This is a genomic window from Methylobacillus sp. MM3 (assembly GCF_001645185.1).
In the GTDB taxonomy this organism is placed as follows: Bacteria; Pseudomonadota; Gammaproteobacteria; order Burkholderiales; family Methylophilaceae; genus MM2.
In genome coordinates, this window is record NZ_LXTQ01000040.1 from 260228 (window position 1) to 278511 (window position 18284).

General features: G+C 56.1%; 16 protein-coding genes and 1 tRNA gene. 12 read left to right on the forward strand and 5 right to left on the reverse strand.

Annotated elements, in window-relative coordinates:
- Positions 1-4: 4 nt before the first annotated feature.
- The 3 genes from A7976_RS11675 (at position 5) to xerD (ending at position 2412) form a co-directional block, all read left to right on the forward strand.
- Positions 5-1057 (forward strand): transglutaminase family protein, encoded by a 1053-nt coding sequence (locus A7976_RS11675; protein ID WP_067111891.1) that lies wholly within the window; start codon positions 5-7, stop codon positions 1055-1057.
- A gap of 73 nt (positions 1058-1130) precedes the next feature.
- Entirely contained in the window at positions 1131-1547 is a 417-nt protein-coding gene (locus A7976_RS11680; RefSeq protein ID WP_240483864.1) for a methylated-DNA--[protein]-cysteine S-methyltransferase, read from the forward strand.
- Entirely contained in the window at positions 1516-2412 is an 897-nt protein-coding gene (xerD, locus tag A7976_RS11685) for a site-specific tyrosine recombinase XerD (RefSeq protein ID WP_067111896.1), read from the forward strand. The genes A7976_RS11680 and xerD overlap by 32 nt, the downstream gene beginning before the upstream one ends.
- Here xerD and A7976_RS11690 read toward each other — a convergent pair.
- A complete protein-coding gene (locus A7976_RS11690; protein WP_067111898.1) occupies positions 2409-3029 on the reverse strand; it encodes a TetR family transcriptional regulator in 621 nt (206 codons plus the stop codon). The genes xerD and A7976_RS11690 overlap by 4 nt on opposite strands.
- A 122-nt stretch (positions 3030-3151) precedes the next feature.
- Here A7976_RS11690 and A7976_RS11695 point away from each other — a divergent pair, with 122 nt between their 5' ends.
- The 3 genes from A7976_RS11695 to A7976_RS11705 are packed head-to-tail and all read left to right on the forward strand — an operon-like array spanning position 3152 to position 8963.
- Positions 3152-4384, forward strand: a complete 1233-nt coding sequence (locus A7976_RS11695) for an efflux RND transporter periplasmic adaptor subunit (RefSeq protein WP_067111900.1) — start codon at positions 3152-3154, stop codon at positions 4382-4384.
- Positions 4385-4396: 12 nt separating this feature from the next.
- The gene (locus A7976_RS11700) at positions 4397-7543 is read left to right on the forward strand and encodes an efflux RND transporter permease subunit (protein ID WP_067111903.1); all 3147 of its coding nucleotides are present in this window, start codon (positions 4397-4399) and stop codon (positions 7541-7543) included.
- Entirely contained in the window at positions 7536-8963 is a 1428-nt protein-coding gene (locus tag A7976_RS11705; protein ID WP_067111906.1) for an efflux transporter outer membrane subunit, read from the forward strand. Before A7976_RS11700 ends, A7976_RS11705 begins: the two co-directional genes overlap by 8 nt.
- 145 nt (positions 8964-9108) lie before the next feature.
- Here the strand turns inward: A7976_RS11705 and folB are convergent, their stop codons facing one another.
- A complete protein-coding gene (folB, locus tag A7976_RS11710) occupies positions 9109-9468 on the reverse strand; it encodes a dihydroneopterin aldolase (protein ID WP_067111909.1) in 360 nt (119 codons plus the stop codon).
- A 42-nt stretch (positions 9469-9510) separates the two neighbouring features.
- On the opposite strand from folB, the gene plsY reads away from it, so the two are divergent.
- Positions 9511-10122, forward strand: a complete 612-nt coding sequence (gene plsY, locus A7976_RS11715) for a glycerol-3-phosphate 1-O-acyltransferase PlsY (RefSeq protein WP_067111912.1) — start codon at positions 9511-9513, stop codon at positions 10120-10122.
- Between the two features lie 28 nt (positions 10123-10150).
- Here the strand turns inward: plsY and tsaD are convergent, their stop codons facing one another.
- The gene (gene tsaD / locus A7976_RS11720) at positions 10151-11164 is read right to left on the reverse strand and encodes a tRNA (adenosine(37)-N6)-threonylcarbamoyltransferase complex transferase subunit TsaD (RefSeq protein WP_067111915.1); all 1014 of its coding nucleotides are present in this window, start codon (positions 11162-11164) and stop codon (positions 10151-10153) included.
- A 97-nt stretch (positions 11165-11261) separates the two neighbouring features.
- Here tsaD and rpsU point away from each other — a divergent pair, with 97 nt between their 5' ends.
- From rpsU to A7976_RS11745, 5 genes are all read left to right on the forward strand, one after another.
- Positions 11262-11474, forward strand: a complete 213-nt coding sequence (gene rpsU / locus A7976_RS11725; protein ID WP_067111929.1) for a 30S ribosomal protein S21 — start codon at positions 11262-11264, stop codon at positions 11472-11474.
- 12 nt (positions 11475-11486) lie between these two features.
- Complete coding sequence (locus A7976_RS11730; protein ID WP_067112081.1) at positions 11487-11933, forward strand: GatB/YqeY domain-containing protein; 447 nt, start codon at positions 11487-11489, stop codon at positions 11931-11933.
- 73 nt (positions 11934-12006) lie between these two features.
- Positions 12007-13776: a DNA primase gene (gene dnaG, locus A7976_RS11735; protein ID WP_067111932.1), complete on the forward strand. Its 1770-nt coding sequence runs from the start codon at positions 12007-12009 to the stop codon at positions 13774-13776.
- Between the two features lie 39 nt (positions 13777-13815).
- Entirely contained in the window at positions 13816-15729 is a 1914-nt protein-coding gene (gene rpoD / locus A7976_RS11740) for an RNA polymerase sigma factor RpoD (protein ID WP_067111935.1), read from the forward strand.
- A gap of 13 nt (positions 15730-15742) precedes the next feature.
- A tRNA-Ile gene (locus A7976_RS11745) sits at positions 15743-15821 on the forward strand.
- Positions 15822-15857: 36 nt separating this feature from the next.
- Here the strand turns inward: A7976_RS11745 and A7976_RS11750 are convergent.
- Both A7976_RS11750 and pip read right to left on the reverse strand, forming a co-directional pair.
- Positions 15858-17123, reverse strand: coding sequence for a YhjD/YihY/BrkB family envelope integrity protein (locus tag A7976_RS11750; protein ID WP_067111937.1), 1266 nt, complete (start codon positions 17121-17123; stop codon positions 15858-15860).
- Positions 17124-17176: 53 nt separating this feature from the next.
- Positions 17177-18133: a prolyl aminopeptidase gene (pip, locus tag A7976_RS11755; RefSeq protein ID WP_067111941.1), complete on the reverse strand. Its 957-nt coding sequence runs from the start codon at positions 18131-18133 to the stop codon at positions 17177-17179.
- Between the last annotated feature and the right edge of the window lie 151 nt (positions 18134-18284).

Here is an 18284-nt window from a genome sequence, read left to right on the forward strand (position 1 = left end):
GAAATTGAAACGTCGCGAATTCATCAAGCTGGCCGGAAGTGCCTGCCTGCTATCGCAGGCGCCGCTAGCGCTGGCAAGGGAAACGCCGCAGGCCGAACGCTGGCGAAAATTCAGGCTGACCTATAGCGTCAAGCTGTTGCAGCAAGGCGACGATGCCCGCCTGTGGCTGCCTGTGCCGGAAAATGTCGGGGATTACCAACAGGTGTCTGCACCGCGCTGGACTAGCATTGCGGATGAGGCGGGATTCACCCGGATATCGAATGTTCCAGCGTTTGCTGCATACTGGAAGAATGCCGCTACGCGTGCGGTTACCGTGAGTTTTGATGTGGAGACGCGTGAACGCAAGCCGGATTTGCAGGGTAATCACTCGTCCATGGAAGAGGCCGATGATGCCCAGCGCAATTATTTGCAGCCGACCGCTACCATGTCGCTGGATGGGATCGTGCGCAATACTGCGCTGGCCGCGACCCGGGATGCCGGATCGCCATTGCAGAAGGCGCGCGCAATTTACGACTGGGTGGTGGACAACACATTCCGCGAGCCCACGATAAAAGGTTGCGGACGCGGCGATATAAAAAGCATGCTCGAAACCGGCAACCTGGGCGGAAAGTGCGCCGACATCAATTCACTGTTTGTCGGCCTGTGCCGTGCAGCCGGCATCCCGGCGCGCGAGGCGTATGGCATCCGCGTGGCGGAATCGCGTCAATTCAAATCCCTGGGCCGCACCGGCGACATCAGCAAGGCGCAGCATTGCCGCGCGGAATTTTATCTGGCCGGGGCCGGCTGGATTCCGGTCGATGCGGCGGACGTGCGCAAAGCCGTGCTGGAAGAAAAGCTGTCGCTAGACGATCCCCGAATCATCGCGCTGCGCGAACGCCTGTTCGGGAGCTGGGAAATGAACTGGATCGCCTTCAATCACGAGCGCGATATTCAACTGAGCCCGCATCACAAAGCGAGTTTCTTCATGTACCCCTGCGCGGAAGTCGCAAATCAGGCAAGCGACAGTCTGGTCCCCGAGAGTTTTGCATACAGGGTAGAGGCCAGCGAGGTAACATAGCCGCATGCATACGGACTATCAGGCAATCGTGGCGGCACCTTTCGGAGCGCTGGGCGTGCGCATGAGGAGTGGCGTGCTGACCGGAATCGACTTTCTGCCCGTTGTTTCTGAGACACGCGTGGCGAATGATATGGAAACGCAAACAATCTGCGCGCAATTAACCGAATATCTGAAAAATCCGCATCATCCGCTGGATTGCCCCATGCTCCTGAACGGAACACCGTTTCAGTTGCGCGTATGGCACGCGTTGCAAGCGATTCCCGTGGGCGAAACACTGACCTATGCAGCATTGGCACGGCAAGTCTCCTCAGGGCCGCGCGCAGTGGCCAATGCCTGTGGCGCCAATCCTGTTCCCATCATCGTTCCCTGCCATCGGGTCGTGGCAAAAAGTGGATTGGGCGGCTTTATGCAAGGACGCGAAGCCGACTCCTTATCCATCAAGCAATGGTTGCTCGCGCATGAACGAAGCGAACCTCGCACTGCTGGATGAGTTTACCGACCGGCTTTGGCTGGAGGAGGGTTTGTCCAGAAACACGCTGGAAAGTTATCGGCGCGATCTTGCTCAGTTTGCCGTGTGGCTGGAAAAAAACGTTGCAAAGTTGCTGTTGAATGCGGAGAGTACGGATATTGAGCGCTATCTGGGCGTACGCGCTCCGGTCTGCAAGGCGCGCAGCGTAAGCCGGTTGGTTGCGAGCCTGCGTCGCTTGTATCGGTTTGCATTGCGAGAAGGCCGCATAAATATCGATCCGACGCAGCAACTCGGCTCACCCAAAATACCGCGTAGCCTGCCCAAAAGCTTGAGCGAAGATGAGGTCGAAAAACTGCTGCATGCGCCTGACACCGAGCAATTGCTCGGTTTGCGCGACCGGGCCATGCTGGAAACGCTTTACGCCACCGGCTTGCGAGTATCCGAGCTTGTCGCATTGAAGGTTAGCGAAGTAAGCCTCGATATGGGCGTTGTGCGGGTTACCGGCAAGGGCGATAAAACGCGTTTGGTGCCGCTGGGCGAGGAAGCGCTGGATTGGATTACACGCTATCTGCGCGAGGCGCGGCCTTCGATCCTTAATGGGCAGCTTTCCGATGCCATGTTCGCAACACAACGCGGGGATGCGATGACGCGGCAGGCATTCTGGTATCTGATCAAACGTTATGCGCGATTGGCGGGAATCACCAAGCATATGTCGCCACATGTGCTGAGGCATGCGTTTGCGACGCATTTGCTAAATCATGGAGCGGATTTGCGGGTTGTTCAGATGTTGCTGGGACATGCCGATATATCGACGACGCAGATTTATACCCATGTGGCGCGGGAGCGTCTCCAGCAGCTGCACGCTGCTCATCACCCGCGAGGCTAACCGGCGGAAGCCAGGCCGGCAAAATAGGTGTCGATATATTTTTGAGCCTGCTTTTCCATTGAGAACAGGCTGGGATTCATGAGCCAATGGAAACACAAGCCATCGATGATCGAGAAAAGCCCCACGGCGGCAAACTGGGGATCAACACTATCTGTCAGCTGTCCCAGTTCAATGGCCTGTTTGAAGTCGCCGGTGATTTCGGTGAGGCATTCGGCACGCTTGGTCAAATAGCCTTCCCGCCAGCCGCCGGCTTCTTCGACGTATTCACATTTAAGCAAAACAATGCTCATAAAATTACGGGTTCGATCGTTGTGGACGACTTCGTTCAATACGGTAATGGCTTTGGCCCGGAGTCGGCCCAGCGGGTCATTGGGCATTGTTTGCAACAACTCCTCGAAAGAAGCTTCGAGAGGTAATACCGCTTGATCCCATAAGGCATGAATCAAGTCGGTTTTGTTCTGAAAATGCCAGTAAACGGCACCACGCGTCACGCCGGCCGCTGAAGCAATATCATTCAAGGTCGTTCGTGCAACGCCGCGTTCACTGAACAGGCGTTCTGCAGCATCCAGCAATAATGACCGGGTGAGCTGAGCTTCTTCTTTGGTTTTACGTGCCATGGGTTATAAATCATTCCGCATAAGGAAAGCTAATTCTAAAGGATGTATTGACATACATACAAGCATGTAGGTAAAGTAAATGTGCATTTGTGAATGTAAACACCAAAAATTAGGGATATCACATGTATAACCGCCGTCTGGCCATCACGCTTTTACCATTTATTCTTCTGGCTGCCTGCTCGAAATCGCAAGAAGGCAATCCGATGGCGAACATGCCGCCGCCCGAGGTCACTGTTGTTGATCTCCAGCCAAAATCCGTCCCGGTGAATTTCGAATATATCGGCCAGACGATAGGTTCGCGTGAGGTGGAAGTGCGGGCACGGGTAACCGGCCACGTGGAAAAGCGCCTCTACGAAGAAGGTGCGCTGGTGAAGGCGGGGCAACCGCTGTTCCAGTTGGATGCACGGCCGCTCGCCATGGCGGTTGCCGCGGCGAAGGCGGCAGTAGCGACTGCGGAAGCCGATATCGCACGTGCTGAAGCCACGGTGGCGCAGGCCCGCCGCGAGCGGGATCGTTTGGCGCCACTTGCCGAAGCACATGCCATCAGCCGCAAGGAATCGGACGATGCGATTTCGCTCGAACAGGTATCCCAAGCCGAAGTGAAGGCTGCACAAGCCAGGCTGGAGCAGGCCGAGGCGCAGTTGCGCGAAGCCCAACTGGATATGGAATACGCCACCATTACTGCGCCGATTACGGGGATGGCTGGCCGGGCACTTCGCCAGGAAGGCTCGTTGGTCAGCCCGAGTGGGGACAGCCTGCTGACGACATTGGTACAGCTGGATCCATTGTATGTAAGCTTCAATGTCGCCGATGTCGAGCGTCAGAACATCGACAAGGAAGTTGCCGAGGGTACGCTGGTGCTGCCCAAGGGCGGCTTCAACGTCCGTCTGCTGCAGCGCGACGGAAGCCAGATAGGACAAGTGGGGAAGATTAACTTCATATCGTCTACCGTTAGCAATCAGACCGGCACGCTGGAAATGCGCGGGCAATTGGCAAATCCCGGGCACAAGCTCAAAAGCGGGTTGTTTGTTCGTGTGCTGCTTGAAGGCGCAACGCGCCCCAATGCATTGGCGGTGCCGCAGCGGGCGGTTCTGGAAGGCCCGAACAGCAAGATCGTGATGGTGGCTGTCAAGAACAAGGAAGGCGTACTGGTCGCTGAACCCCGGCCGATTGTCGTTGGCGAGTGGGTAGCGGGCTCTGGCGCGGAAAAAGCCTGGGTTGTACGCAGTGGATTGCAGGCGGGCGATCAGGTTATTGCCGATGGGCTGATGAAGCTGCGCCCCGGTGCGCCGATCAGCTTGGGCAAACCCGCGCAAGCCAATGCCGCAACTGCCGCCGCTCCGGCCGCACATTAATCGGGGCCGCAAATGAATTTCTCACGATTCTTTATTCACCGCCCGATTTTTGCGGCGGTCCTGTCCATTTTCATCGTATTGGCAGGCTTGGCAGCCATGGGCAGCCTGCCCATCGCGCAATATCCAGAAATCGCTCCGCCGGTCGTGACCGTGCGCGCCGTGTATCCCGGTGCGTCGGCCCAGGTGCTGGAGCAGACCGTGGCTGCGCCTATCGAGGCGCAGATCAATGGCGTCGAGGACATGATGTACATGAGCTCGACCTCGTCTTCCAGCGGCGTGCTTGAAGTGCAGGTGACGTTCAACATCGGTGCCGATGCCGACAAGGCCGCACTGAACGTCAACAACCGCATCAAGCAGGTCGAAGCGCGTTTGCCGGAAGAAGTGCGGCGCCAAGGCGTCACGGTAGAGAAGGGTTCTTCGTCCTTCCTGCAGGTGATCGCCTTCTATTCGCCCGATGGAACGTTCGACGATATCTATACCAGTAATTACGTCACGCTGAACGTTCTGGATCGGATCAAGCGGATCCCCGGCACGACCAACGTCCAGATCTTTGGCGCAAAAGATTACGCAATGCGCATCTGGCTAAAGCCGGATCGCATGACCCAGTTGGGTGTTTCGGTAAACGAAGTCGTGGGTGCGATCAATAGTCAGAACGCGCAATTCGCTCCGGGCAAGATCGGTCAGAACCCTAACGGCAATGACCAGGAATTGGTCTATACCATCACCACGCAAGGCCGATTGGCGGACCCGAAAGCATTCGAGGGCATCATCGTGCGCTCGCGTGCCGATGGGGCAGAAGTACGTTTGAAAGACATTGCTCGAATTGAATTGGGGTCCAAGGACTACGACTTCATCGGGCGGGTTAACGGTAAGCCGGCCACCTTGGTGGGTGTTTTCCTGCAGCCAGGCGCCAATGCTCTTGGGGTTGCGGAAGAAGTCAACAAAACCGTCGCGGAAATGGCAGCAAGTTTCCCCAAGGGGCTAGAGCAATCGGTTGTTTACGATACGACGCGTTTTGTCGAGGTTTCGATCCGCGAAGTAGTGAAAACCCTGATTGAAGCCATGGTGCTGGTGTTCCTGGTTGTGCTGCTTTTCCTGCAAAATCTGCGCGCCACGCTCATCCCGACATTGGCGGTGCCCGTGTCGCTGATAGGTACTTTTGCCGGGCTTTATATACTCGGGTATTCGATCAATACACTGACGCTATTCGGGATGGTACTTTCTATCGGTATCGTAGTTGACGATGCGATTGTGGTGCTGGAAAACGCCGAACGCCTGATTCATGAGCGCGATATGACGCCTGCGGAAGCAACCGCCGAAGCGATGCGTGAGGTGACCGGGCCGGTCATTGCCATCGTGCTGGTGCTGATCTCGGTATTTGTGCCAATCGCCTTTATCGGCGGTTTGGCCGGTGAGTTGTATCGCCAATTCGCCATTACCATCGCCATTGCGGTTTCCATTTCCGGCCTGGTCGCGCTAACGCTGACTCCTGCACTGTGCGCAACCATACTGCGTCCAGAGCACAAGCAGGTGAATGCCTTTTTCCGCAAGTTCAATCAGTTCTTCGAGTGGATGACGCGTCGATATACAGGTGGTGTGGCATGGATGCTGAAGCGCTCCATCGTTGGCATACTGCTGTTTCTCGGCATGGTTGCGGTGACGGCTCAACTTTGGCGCACTACACCCACTGCGCTGGTGCCGGATGAGGATCAGGGCTATTACATCGCAGCAGTATTCCTGCCGGACGGTGCCAGTCTCGGCCGTACCGACAAGGTAGTGCAGGAGGTAACACAGGCCATCAAGTCCAATCCGGCGAACGAATATTCCGTAGCCTTTACCGGTATGGACTTCCTCGGCGGCTCCTTCAAGAACAGCGCTGCGACGATTTTTGCGTCAATGAAGCCGTGGGATGACCGTGCGATGCCCTCGCAGGCTTTGGTGGGCGAATTCTTCGGCAAAACGGCGGGGATCAAGGAAGCGCTGGTGCTGGCATTTAACCCGCCCGCGATCTTCGGCCTGGGCAACGCAGGCGGCTTTGAAGTCTACATCCAGAATCGCGGTGAAGGGGGTCCTGACAAGATGAATGAAGTGGTGCAATCGTTCATCGCCAAGGCATCACAGGACAAGAGTTTTGCCTTCGTGCAAACGTTATGGCGTCCGCAAACACCGCAGATATTTATCGACGTAGACCGGGCGCGGGCGGCAGCGCTGGGCGTAAACCTGAACGAAGCCTTTACGACGCTTTCGGCTACGCTGGGAACGCTGTACATCAATGATTTCAACAAGTTCGGCCGTACCTGGCAGGTGTTGATGTCGGCGGATTCGGATTATCGCCACAAGCCGGAAGATATTTCGGCACTGCATGTGCGCGGGGCCAATAATCAGATGGTGCCGCTGTCGGCATTCACCACGGTGAAGTACAGCACGGGCCCGGATACGCTTGATCGATTCAACAACCTGCCAGCCGTGAAACTGATGGGGTCCGGAGCCCCGGGCGTCAGCTCCGGCGAAGCGCTGGCCAATGTCGACCGCATCATGAAGGAAGTGCTGCCGCCGGATTTCAGCTATGAGTGGACTGGCGCATCCTTCCAGGAAAAGCGTTCCAGCGGCGCCTCGAGCATGGCGCTGGGCATGGCTGCAATCATGGTGTTCCTGATCCTGTCGGCGCTGTATGAGCGCTGGACGCTGCCGTTCGCCGTGCTGCTGGCATTGCCGTTCGGCTTGTTCGGTGCGCTGGCAGCCGTGTGGTTGCGCAATCTGGTTTTCGGTGCGCTCGGCCTGCCGATTCCGCCGTTGGCGAACGACGTTTACTTCCAGATCGGGCTCGTGACACTGCTCGGCCTTGCTGCGAAAAATGCGATCCTGATTGTCGAATTCGCGATCATGAAGCAACACGAAGACGGCATGTCGGCCTGGGATGCGGTGCTGGAAGCGGCACGCCTGCGCTTCCGCCCGATTCTGATGACGTCGCTGGCATTCATCCTGGGCGTGTTGCCGTTGGCGATATCCAGCGGCGCGGGCGCGGGCGCTCGCCAGTCGGTCGGTACCGGCGTCATGGGCGGAATGATGGCCGCGACTTTCCTGGCGATTTTCTTTGTGCCGCTGTTCTACCGCCTGATTGCGCGCAACGATAAAAAGAAAGAGGTTCACGATGCGTAAAAAAATCGCTGCGATACTGCTGTTTGCCACGTTGCTGCCCGCTTGCAGCTTTTTGCAGACAAATCATGAAAAGCCGGCGCCCGAGTTGCCGGAACAATGGAAAACCACGAGCGAAGGCAAGCAGGCAAGCACCGCTGGCGATCGGTGGTGGACGCTGTTTGATGATCCGGTACTGGACAAGCTGGTCGATGAGGCGCTGCAGCACAATCATGATATTGAGGCCGCTGCTGCGCGCATTCTGGAAGCAGAGGCCGCATTGGGGGTGACGGAAGCCGATCGTTATCCGATCGTGACCGCCGGTGGAAACGGCAGTCGTACCGGCTCTTCGGAAGCCACCGCCGTCCAGCAGCCTGGAATCCCCCGCGTACAGAACAATGTGCGCGTGACGCTCAACGCCAGCTACGAGCTCGATGTATGGGGCAAATACCGTCGCGCCAGTGATGCGGCTCGCGCCCAATTGCTGGCTGCAGAATCCGCGCGCGACACGGTTCGCCTGACGCTGACAGCCGACGTCGCACAGCAGTATTTCAACTTGCTGGCAGCAGATGCGCAGGTTGAAGTGATACGCAATGTATTGAAGACGCGGGCCGATAGCCTTGGCTTGTTGAAGTTGCGCGGAGCATCCGGTCTGGTTTCCGAATATGAAATTCGTCAGGCGGAAGCGGAAGAGGCCGCTGCGCGTTCCCAGTTGGCGACTGCCCTGAAAGCACAGGAAAACTTGCAATCGGTGCTCGCGATCCTGCTCGGACGCTCGCCACGCGAAGTCATGGAAGGGCAGGTCGAACGCGGCAATGTCGCGACGAACCAGGCCGTATGGGTACCGGACGGCTTGCCATCCGACCTGCTGCTGCGCCGCCCGGATATTCGTGAAGCCGAGCAAAACCTGCTGGCGCAGGATGCGCGGATCGACGCTGCTCGCGCCGAGTATTTCCCTTCCATTTCGTTGTCGGCTTACCTTGGTTCGGAAAGCTCTACGCTGGCGAACCTGTTTTCAGGCCCGGCGGGCATTTTCCAATTCGCATTGGGATTAGCCCAGCCGATTTTCAATGCCGGGCGACTCAAGTTCTCGGTCAAGGCTGCCGAGGCGCGGCGCGAGCAAGCTGTTGCTGCTTACAAAAAAGCAGTAGCGAGTGCATTCGGCGATATACGTACGGCACTGAATAACCAGGTTGCGGCACGTTCTGTCTTGCAGGCGGAATCCGAGCGGATCGTCGCGCTCGTGGACGCGCAGCGCTTGGCCAATATGCGTTACGAGGGTGGCGTATCGAGCCGGCTGGAGTTGTTGGATGCCGATCGGCAGCTATTGCAAGCGCAACTGGCGCGCGTGGATGCCGAAAATGCGCAGCGGGCGGCGGTGGTGGGTTTGTTCAAGGCACTGGGTGGAGGATGGGCGGTAGAACCGAAAACTGCCACACCGTAACTCTTTCCACCTCACTCCTCGATGGCCGGAACCCGGCCCATCGAGGGCTGGGGTGAGAGTAAAAATCCAAAGAAAAAGCCGGCGTTTGCCGGCTTTTCTGTTTGTGAGAGATATTGTTGCCCGTCTGGTCTGAAACGAAAATAGATCAAACAGCTTTCTTGCCGCGCTCAATAATCACGCCCAACTGCTTCAAACCCGGCAATATTCCCGGTTTCCCCACCTTGACCTTCACCCACGGCGTGCCGAATTCCGTCAGGATCAACTGGCATACATGTTCTGCCAGCGCCTCGACCAGCTTGAAACTTTCTTCGGCCAGCGTTTCGCGAATGCGCGCGACGATGCAACCATAGTCGATGGTGTCTTCGATGGCATCGGTCTGACAGGAGCGACTGTGCGGCATTGCGAGTTCGATGTCGAGAACGATGGTTTGCGGGCGCATGCGCTCCCATTCGGGAACGCCGAGACGGGTTTCGACTTTGACTTCTTGCAGGAAAATAATATCCATATCGCTTAGAATCCACTTTTCAGGAATTTTAGAGCATCTGTAATGAACGAGTGGATTTTTGTAGTAGCGGCATACCTGCTGGGGTCGGTGGCGTTCGGAATTATAGTCAGCAAAATGTTTGGCTTGCCCGATCCGCGCACTGTGGGGTCCGGCAATCCAGGCGCGACGAATGTGATGCGCAGTGGCAAGAAGGCCGCAGCAGTATTGACCTTGTTAGGGGATGCCGGCAAGGGGTGGTTGATGGTGTGGCTGGCTCAGCACTATGGTTTGACACAGCCATGGGTGTGTGCGGTCGCGATTTCGGTATTCTTCGGTCACTTGTATCCGGTGTTTTACGGCTTCAAGGGCGGCAAGGGCGTGGCGACGGCAGCCGGTATTTTGCTCGCTATCTGGCCGTGGCTGGGAGTAAGCGTGATGGCGACTTGGGCCCTGGCATTTGCCATGTGGCGCGTATCCTCGTTGTCGGCGTTGATTGCGGCGGGTTTTGCGCCGATTTACGCGGCGGCATTCTTCGGTTTCAATATCGCGACGGCGACAGTGTTCGTGCTGTCCGCCATGCTGGTCTGGCGCCACAAAACCAATATTCGCAAATTGCTGGACGGTACCGAGGCCGGATTCGGCAAGCCAAAGGCAGGAGATCTGCCTCCGCAGTGATCTTGCGGCGCAGCACCTGCCATCAAGTTTAAGGCGCGGCCAGTTCGGCCAGGTCCCAGCGGGGCCTAACGGTAAAGCCGTGATTGCCGGGAGCGGCGTTTTTGAGCCGCATGGCGCCGGCAAAGGCAATCATCGCTCCGTTGTCGGTGCAGAATTCGAGGCGCGGATAAAAAACCGCGAAGCCGCGCTTTTTTGCAGCCAAATCCAGCGCTTCACGCAGGCGCTTATTGGCGCCGACCCCGCCGGAAACAATCAAGCGATCCAGCCCGTATTGTTCCAAAGCACTGACGCATTTTGCCGTTAGCACTTCCACTACCGCTTCCTGGAACGCATGAGCAATATCGGCTTTGGATACATCATCACGTGCGGAGTTGTTGGCCGCCGTCAGCACGGCAGTTTTGAGGCCGCTGAAACTGAAATTGAGATCGCCACTGTTCAGCATCGGGCGCGGCAATTTCAATGATTTTGGGCGTCCCATCTCTGCAAGTTTCGAAACCGCCGGGCCGCCGGGGTAAGGCAGCCCAAGCAGTTTGGCCGTTTTGTCGAACGCTTCGCCGGCAGCGTCGTCCAGCGTATCGCCAAGTAGTTCGTATTCGCCGATGCCCGATACACGCATCAACTGCGTATGCCCACCGGAAACGAGCAGCGCGACGAATGGAAATGGCGGCGGACTTTCCTCCAGCAATGGCGCGAGCAGATGACCTTCCAGATGGTGCACGCCGATGGCAGGAATGTTCAAGGTGAACGCCAACGATTCGGCAACGCTAGTACCAACCAGAAGGGCGCCGGCAAGGCCGGGGCCCTGGGTGTAGGCGATAGCGTCGATGTCGTGCAGCGTCAATCCGGCTTCGTGCAGCACGCTTTCGGTCAGCGGCAAAACGCGGCGGATATGGTCGCGCGAGGCGAGTTCCGGCACTACGCCGCCGTATTCGGCGTGCATCTTGATTTGCGAGTGCAGCGCGTGCGCCAGCAAGCCTTTTTCGGTGTGATAAAGCGCGATGCCGGTTTCGTCGCAGGAGGTTTCGATGCCGAGAACGATCATTGATTTGCGTATAGAATGATTGAAATGATTGATAAAATGTAATTCGCTGGCTAGAATAGCAAACTTTTTCGTTGTCTCTCAAGGAGAGAAGAATTCAATGACTACCGTACGTGTTAAAGAAAATGAACCGTTTGACGTTGCGCTGCGTCGTTTCAAGCGCATCATGGAAAAGACCGGCCTGCTGACTGAACTGCGCGCGCGCGAGTTCTACGAGAAGCCGACTTGGGAGCGCAAGCGCAAGGCTGCTGCTGCCGTCAAGCGTCACTATCGTCGCATCCGCAATCAGACTCTGCCGCCCAAGCTGTACTAAGCGTTGTCCGCAGTGTCGTTGAAATCCCGCATTACTGAAGACATGAAGGCCGCGATGCGCGCCAAGGACGCTCCGCGTCTGGGTGCGATCCGGCTGCTGCAGGCTGCGATCAAGCAGCGCGAAGTCGACGAGCGCATCGAGCTCGACGATACGCAGGTGATCGAGGCGATCGAAAAGATGCTCAAGCAGCGTCGCGATTCGATCAGCCAGTACGAAGCGGCAAACCGTCACGATCTGGCCGATGTGGAAAAGTTTGAAGTCGCGGTGTTGCAATCCTATCTGCCGCAGCCCCTGACCGAGGCCGAAATCGTTGAGTTGCTGGATAAGGCAATTGCCGATACCGGCGCCAGCGGCGTCAAGGACATGGGCAAGGTGGTGGCCGCCGTCAAACCGCAGGTGGTAGGGCGCGCCGACATGGGTAAAGTGTCCGGCTTGATCAAGGCGAGGCTAGGTGGCTAGCCGTTCGCAAAAGCTTGCCGGCCTCGACGAAAAGGAGCGTGAAGCTCCTTTTTTATTTTTCGGGCGCGCATAGATGGCTATTCCAGACTCCTTCATCCAAGAGTTGCTGAATCGCGTCGACGTGGTCGACGTGATCGACGCCAGCGTGCCGCTCAAGAAGGCCGGTGCAAATTATTCCGCCTGTTGCCCCTTTCATAACGAAAAAACACCCTCATTTACGGTGAGTCCAACCAAGCAGTTCTATCATTGCTTCGGTTGCGGTGCCCACGGGACGGCGCTCGGCTTCCTGATGGAGTATCAAGGGCTGGGTTTCGTGGATGCGGTCCATGAGTTGGCCAAGCGAGTCGGCATGACAGTGCCGCAGGAGACGCGGGTCATTGACAAGGTCGCGGAACAAGCCGCACTGGGCATGCAGGAGGCGCTGCATATGGCGCTTGGATATTACCGCGCGGAATTGAAAAAATCCGAACGTGCAATCAACTATCTAAAAGGTCGCGGCCTTAGTGGCGAAATCGCTGCGCGATTCCAGATCGGATATGCGCCGTCGGGTTGGCAAAACCTGGCAAGTGTCATCAAGGATTATCAGTCCGAATCTTTAGGCGTTGCCGGGTTGGTGATCACGAATGAGCAGGGGCGCCGGTATGATCGCTTCCGTGACCGGATTATGTTTCCGATCCACGACCAGAAGGGGCAGGTGATCGGTTTTGGCGGGCGGGTGCTTGGCGGCGAAGGCGATGATTCCGGGCCGAAGTATTTGAACTCTCCTGAAACTCCGCTGTTTCAAAAGGGCCACGAATTATATGGATTGTTCCTCGCTCGCCGTGCAATACGCGAGGCAGGCAAGGTATTGGTGGTGGAAGGCTACATGGATGTGGTGGCTTTGGCGCAGCACGGGGTTGGTTATGCCGTGGCGACCTTGGGCACCGCGACGACGCCTTACCATATCACCAAGCTGATGCGGCAGACGGACAACATCGTCTTTTGCTTCGATGGCGATGCCGCAGGACGCAAGGCGGCCTGGCGCGCGGCAATCAATAGCTTGCCAGCACTTACCGACGGGTTGCGCCTAAGTTTTCTGTTTTTGCCGCCGGAACATGATCCGGACAGCTATATTCGCGAGTTCGGTAAAGACGGTTTCGAGGCTGCATTAAAGGAAACGCAGCCGTTGTCGCAATATGTGGTACAGACACTCAGTAGCGCCAACGACATGCAATCGCATGAAGGTCGAGTCCGGTTTCTAAATGATGTTGAACCGATACTCAAGCAGATTCAGGCGCCGGCGTTGAGTTTGCTATTGCGCAAGCGGTGCGCCGAATTGGCGGGTGTGTCGCAGGCCGAACTGGAGTCGCTGATGAATCTCGCGCAGCCGGCTGTCAGGCGCAAATCGGCGCCGGCACGAAGTTCTCGCAAACCGCCGACACTGGTACGCAGGCTCATCCAAATGATATTGCTGCGACCGCATCTGGCTCTGCAGCTCGATGCAAGCATGGTTCCGGGCAATGGCGCCGAGGATGAGGTGTTCGGGCATTTGATACGACTGGCTTCGGAAAGCCCGAGTTTGGCTACATCCGCATTGCTGCAGTCATTGCGAGGCAATGTGCCGGAAAGCCTGATGGCAGAAATCAGTGCGGAAGTGATGGAAGTGGATGATGCCTTCGAAATCGAGGATGAATTTGAAGGGGCAATGAAGCAATTGCGCGATAGCCTAAAGCAGCGAGAGTTGGCGGTAGTGCTACGAATTGCGCAGGAACAGGGTTTGCAAGCGCTGACTCAGGAGCAGAAAATGCTTTTGCAACAGTTCCGTAGAGGTGCTGTCCAAGGAAGTGAACAAAATAAGGTATAATGTACGGTTTTCCCGTTAACCGGATTTGGGGTCGAAAATATGGCTAGCGAGCATCAAAACGAGAAGTCCGAAGTGCAAGCCGGAGGCAACAACGGCGAAGATCGCCGTACGCGGCTGAAATCGCTGATCGTCCTCGGCAAGGAGCGCGGCTACCTAACATACGCCGAAATCAACGATCACCTGCCCGACGACGTTCAGGACAGTGAACAGATCGATGGCATCATCGGCATGATCAACGACATGGGCATCCAGGTCTATGAAGAGGCGCCCGATGCCGAAGCATTGCTGATGTCCGACGTTACCCCGGCTGTGGCGGATGAAGATGCCGTGGAAGAGGCCGAGCAGGCGCTGTCCACGGTGGACTCTGAATTCGGTCGCACTACCGACCCGGTGCGCATGTACATGCGCGAAATGGGTACGGTAGACCTGCTGACGCGCGAAGGTGAAATCGAAATCGCCAAGCGTATTGAAGACGGTCTGAAGCACATGGTGCAAGCCATCGCCGCTTGCCCGACCACCATCGCCGAACTGCTTTCGATGATCGACAAGGTCGAAACCGATGAGTTGCGCGTTGACGATGTGGTAGATGGCCTCATCGATGCGGACGTCGGTCTGGACGAGGCGATGGCCGCGAGTGAAGAAGGCGAAGAAGAGGAAGAGCCCGAAGAGGAAGAAGAGGAAGAGGGCGATGATGATGGCGCCAAGGCGGCGGCCGTTTCTGCTGCTGCGCTCGCCCAACTCAAGGAAGAAGTGCTCAAGCGCTTTGCCATTATCCGCATTGCTTTCGAAAAGCAGCAGCAAGTGTTGCAAAAGCATGGTTCCCAGCACAAGAGCTACAAGGCTCATCAAGAAGAAATTCTTAATGAACTGATGGCGTTTCGTTTCTCCGCCAAGCAGGTGGAAGCATTGTGCGATCAAGTGCGTGCGATGGTGGAAGAAGTGCGTTCGCATGAGCGCAAGATCATGGATTTCTGCGTAGAGAAATCCGGCATGCCACGCCAGCATTTCATCAAGGTATTCCCCGGCAACGAAGGCAACCTCGAATGGTTCGAGAGCGAAGTCAATTCAGGTAAGGCCTATGGCCCCAAGCTTGAACGTCATCGCCATAACGTGCTGGATCGTCAGCAACGCCTGCTCGATTTGCAGGACCGCGTCGGACTGCCGATCAAGGAACTGAAGGAAATCAACAAGCAGATGTCCACCGGCGAAGCGCGCGCACGTCGTGCCAAGCGCGAGATGATCGAGGCCAATTTGCGCCTGGTGATTTCCATCGCCAAGAAATACACTAACCGCGGTCTGCAATTCCTCGACCTGATCCAGGAAGGCAACATCGGTCTGATGAAGGCGGTGGACAAGTTCGAATACCGTCGCGGATACAAGTTTTCGACCTACGCCACGTGGTGGATTCGTCAGGCGATCACGCGTTCGATCGCCGACCAGGCGCGTACTATCCGTATTCCGGTGCACATGATCGAAACCATCAACAAGATGAACCGCATTTCGCGTCAGATCCTGCAGGAAACCGGTCTTGAGCCGGATCCGGCAACGCTGGCCGAAAAGATGGAGATGCCGGAAGAAAAGATTCGCAAGATCCTGAAGATTTCCAAGGAACCGATTTCCATGGAAACACCTATCGGCGACGACGACGATTCTCACCTTGGCGACTTCATTGAAGACCAGTCCACGATGGCGCCAGTCGATGCGGCGGTGTATGCCAGCCTGCGCGACGCCACCAAAGAGGTTCTGGAATCGCTTACCCCGCGCGAGGCCAAGGTGTTGCGCATGCGCTTCGGTATCGAAATGAACACCGACCACACGTTGGAAGAGGTCGGCAAGCAATTCGACGTCACGCGCGAGCGTATCCGTCAGATAGAAGCCAAGGCCTTGCGCAAGCTGCGTCATCCGACGCGTTCCGAGCGCCTGCGCAGCTTCCTCGAAACCGGTAACGACTAATGAGGCAGTTTCTGGGCCTCTAGCTCATGCCTGGTTAGAGCAGCGGACTCATAATCCGTTGGTGCTCGGTTCGACTCCGAGGAGGCCCACCACTATCACGGCTTGTCGCGAAAGCGACGAGCCGTTTTTTATTGGCTGGGGGTGATGGAGGTATTGGCCTGCCGAAGGCGAAGTGCCATTTCACGCAGGAAACTCATCGCAATCCGCGGTTCCTCGATCAAAAGGGTTTCTATGTTTTCCGATGAAATGCGCAGGACTTCGGCGTGGTCGGTGCTGACGATTGCATCCATTGAGCGGGTTGCGTTGGTAAGCAGCGCCATTTCGCCGAAATATTCACCCGGGCTCAGGCGACGCACCATTTCTCCGTTCAGCAGGATGTCCACCATGCCTGACCTCAGGTAATACATTTCGTGCCCCTTGTCTCCTTCGTGGAACACATACTGCCCTTGCCTGTAATCCTTGCCAAAATGCTGCATGAGCTTATCCATGTAGGCTGTCTTGTGGCTAGATGCGCTGAATAAATCCTTGAGCAACAGGACGTCTTTTTTGCGTAAGGTGGCGATCAGCTCCGTTCCGAGGAGGAATGCAGCAAAGCTGTAATAAAGCCAGCCGATGGCAATGAACATGTTTTTCATGCCGCCAAAAATGGTGCCGTAGGATTGTTTGAAGAACAGGAATAATTCAAAGGCCGGTCTCATTGCGACCCATAACGCGGCAGTCAGCAGCGAGCCGATCAGGATATGCCGTAGCTGCACTTTGATCGGAAAAAAAATACGATAGAACGTCGCCAGCATTAGCGTGCTGAGCACGATGGAAGAAAGAGTATTTGTGAGGCGCGCAGAAACGAATTCCGGGCGCAGGAACGTCACAAGTTTTTCCAGCATGATGCCGCTGAAGGTAAATAAGAATAAAAGAATGAGAATACCGATGACGGATACGGAGTCGGTGGCCGCGCGCCGGATAAAGGAAGGAGCCTCGGCGATCGATGAAATGGTCTGAAAGGAAGCCCGCAGCGCTCCTGCCAGTGGGGTAACCGCCCAGAATAGGGCGAACAGGCCAAACGCACCCCACACAGCTTTATGGCGCGATATGTTGTAGACCTCAACCATGATGCGCTGACTGAATTCCGGTACCAGATTGCCGGTCAGGATCGCGAGCTGAACAATGGCGTAATTCGAGGAGATGACCAGGTGGCTGAGCAGAAAGAACATCAGCAACGCCATCGGGATGAGGGCAAACAGCGCATAGAATGCCAACGAAGCGGAAATGCTGAAGCCATGATGGCGCTGAAATGCGGTAAGCGTTTCGCTGATGATGAACGGCGACGTTTTGTAGCGCTGCCGCAGCAGGGTTTCGCGCGTGCGATTAACTACCTTTTTGATTGGCTGCGACATTGCCTAGTGTGCGGTAAGCGAAATCAGTGCTGGTGGCATCGAAAATGCTCGCGCTATCGTGGGTGAAAAGATTGCACCGCATTCATCAATGCCTTGATGATGCCCGGCTCCATGGCTGAATGTCCGGCATCCGGTACCATTGTGAACTCGGCTTCAGGCCATGCTTGATGCAACTCATAAGCGGTACATGGCGGGCAAACCATATCATAACGCCCTTGTATGATTTTGGTTGGAATGTGCCGGATCGCGTCAATACGAGCCAGGATGTCATCACCATTTATAAAGCCATTATTGGACAGGTAATGCAATTGCACGCGTGCGCGGCCGATGACGGCTGCTGCTTCCAATTCGGGGGAGGAGGCGTTAGGCGTGGCCGGGAGGAGGCTCATGATGTCGGCTTCAAAATTACTCCAGCGCGTCGCAGCAGCCAAGGCGAGTGAGGCGTCATTGGAAAAAATACGTTTCCAATAAGCGGGGAAAATATCGTTGCGCTCATCCCCAGGCAGAAACTCGGCAAATTTGTTCCATGCATCAGGGAAGAAATGCCGAACTTCATAAAAGAACCAATCAAGCTCATGAGGTCGGCAAAGGAAAATGCCTCGCAATACTAATTCACTTACCGCTTCAGGGTGAGTCTGGGCGTAAGCCAGTGCAAGCGTGCTTCCCCAGGACCCACCGAAAACCATCCAGCGTGAAATGCCTAAATGAATGCGAAGGGCTTCGATGTCACGAATGAGATGCTGGGTGGTATTTTCGTTTGTGCAGCCTAGAGGCACACTGCGTTTGCAGCCGCGTTGGTCAAAAAGAACAATCCGATAAATGGCGGGATCAAAAAACCTGCGCTGCATCGGCGTGCATCCGCTGCCTGGCCCTCCGTGTAACACCACAACGGGGACGCCGCTGGGATTGCCGCATTGTTCATAATAAATGCCATGAATCGGAGAAACCTTAAGTATGGCCTGCTGAAAAGGTTCCAGGGCTGGGTGAAGCGGGGTATCTGGATTGTGCATGAATGGGGTGCGCAACTGTTGTCTTGAGGTCGGTTTGTACCTATGATAGCACCGCTGTATGGTACGTATTTTAAGGGTTCAATAAATTTGCTGCCGTGGTATTGCAAATAGAATTGACCTGATCTACCATGCAGTCAGCACACATTTAGGT

What these genes read in the sequence shown, in the direction of transcription:
- xerD (WP_067111896.1), top strand. Translation starts at nt 1,516, where the DNA reads ATGAACGAAGCGAACCTCGCACTGCTGGATGAGTTTACCGACCGGCTT.
- A7976_RS11690 (WP_067111898.1), bottom strand. Translation starts at nt 3,029, where the DNA reads ATGGCACGTAAAACCAAAGAAGAAGCTCAGCTCACCCGGTCATTATTG.
- A7976_RS11695 (WP_067111900.1), top strand. Translation starts at nt 3,152, where the DNA reads ATGTATAACCGCCGTCTGGCCATCACGCTTTTACCATTTATTCTTCTG.
- A7976_RS11700 (WP_067111903.1), top strand. Translation starts at nt 4,397, where the DNA reads ATGAATTTCTCACGATTCTTTATTCACCGCCCGATTTTTGCGGCGGTC.
- A7976_RS11705 (WP_067111906.1), top strand. Translation starts at nt 7,536, where the DNA reads ATGCGTAAAAAAATCGCTGCGATACTGCTGTTTGCCACGTTGCTGCCC.
- folB (WP_067111909.1), bottom strand. Translation starts at nt 9,468, where the DNA reads ATGGATATTATTTTCCTGCAAGAAGTCAAAGTCGAAACCCGTCTCGGC.
- plsY (WP_067111912.1), top strand. Translation starts at nt 9,511, where the DNA reads ATGAACGAGTGGATTTTTGTAGTAGCGGCATACCTGCTGGGGTCGGTG.
- tsaD (WP_067111915.1), bottom strand. Translation starts at nt 11,164, where the DNA reads ATGATCGTTCTCGGCATCGAAACCTCCTGCGACGAAACCGGCATCGCG.
- rpsU (WP_067111929.1), top strand. Translation starts at nt 11,262, where the DNA reads ATGACTACCGTACGTGTTAAAGAAAATGAACCGTTTGACGTTGCGCTG.
- dnaG (WP_067111932.1), top strand. Translation starts at nt 12,007, where the DNA reads ATGGCTATTCCAGACTCCTTCATCCAAGAGTTGCTGAATCGCGTCGAC.
- rpoD (WP_067111935.1), top strand. Translation starts at nt 13,816, where the DNA reads ATGGCTAGCGAGCATCAAAACGAGAAGTCCGAAGTGCAAGCCGGAGGC.
- A7976_RS11750 (WP_067111937.1), bottom strand. Translation starts at nt 17,123, where the DNA reads ATGTCGCAGCCAATCAAAAAGGTAGTTAATCGCACGCGCGAAACCCTG.
- pip (WP_067111941.1), bottom strand. Translation starts at nt 18,133, where the DNA reads ATGCACAATCCAGATACCCCGCTTCACCCAGCCCTGGAACCTTTTCAG.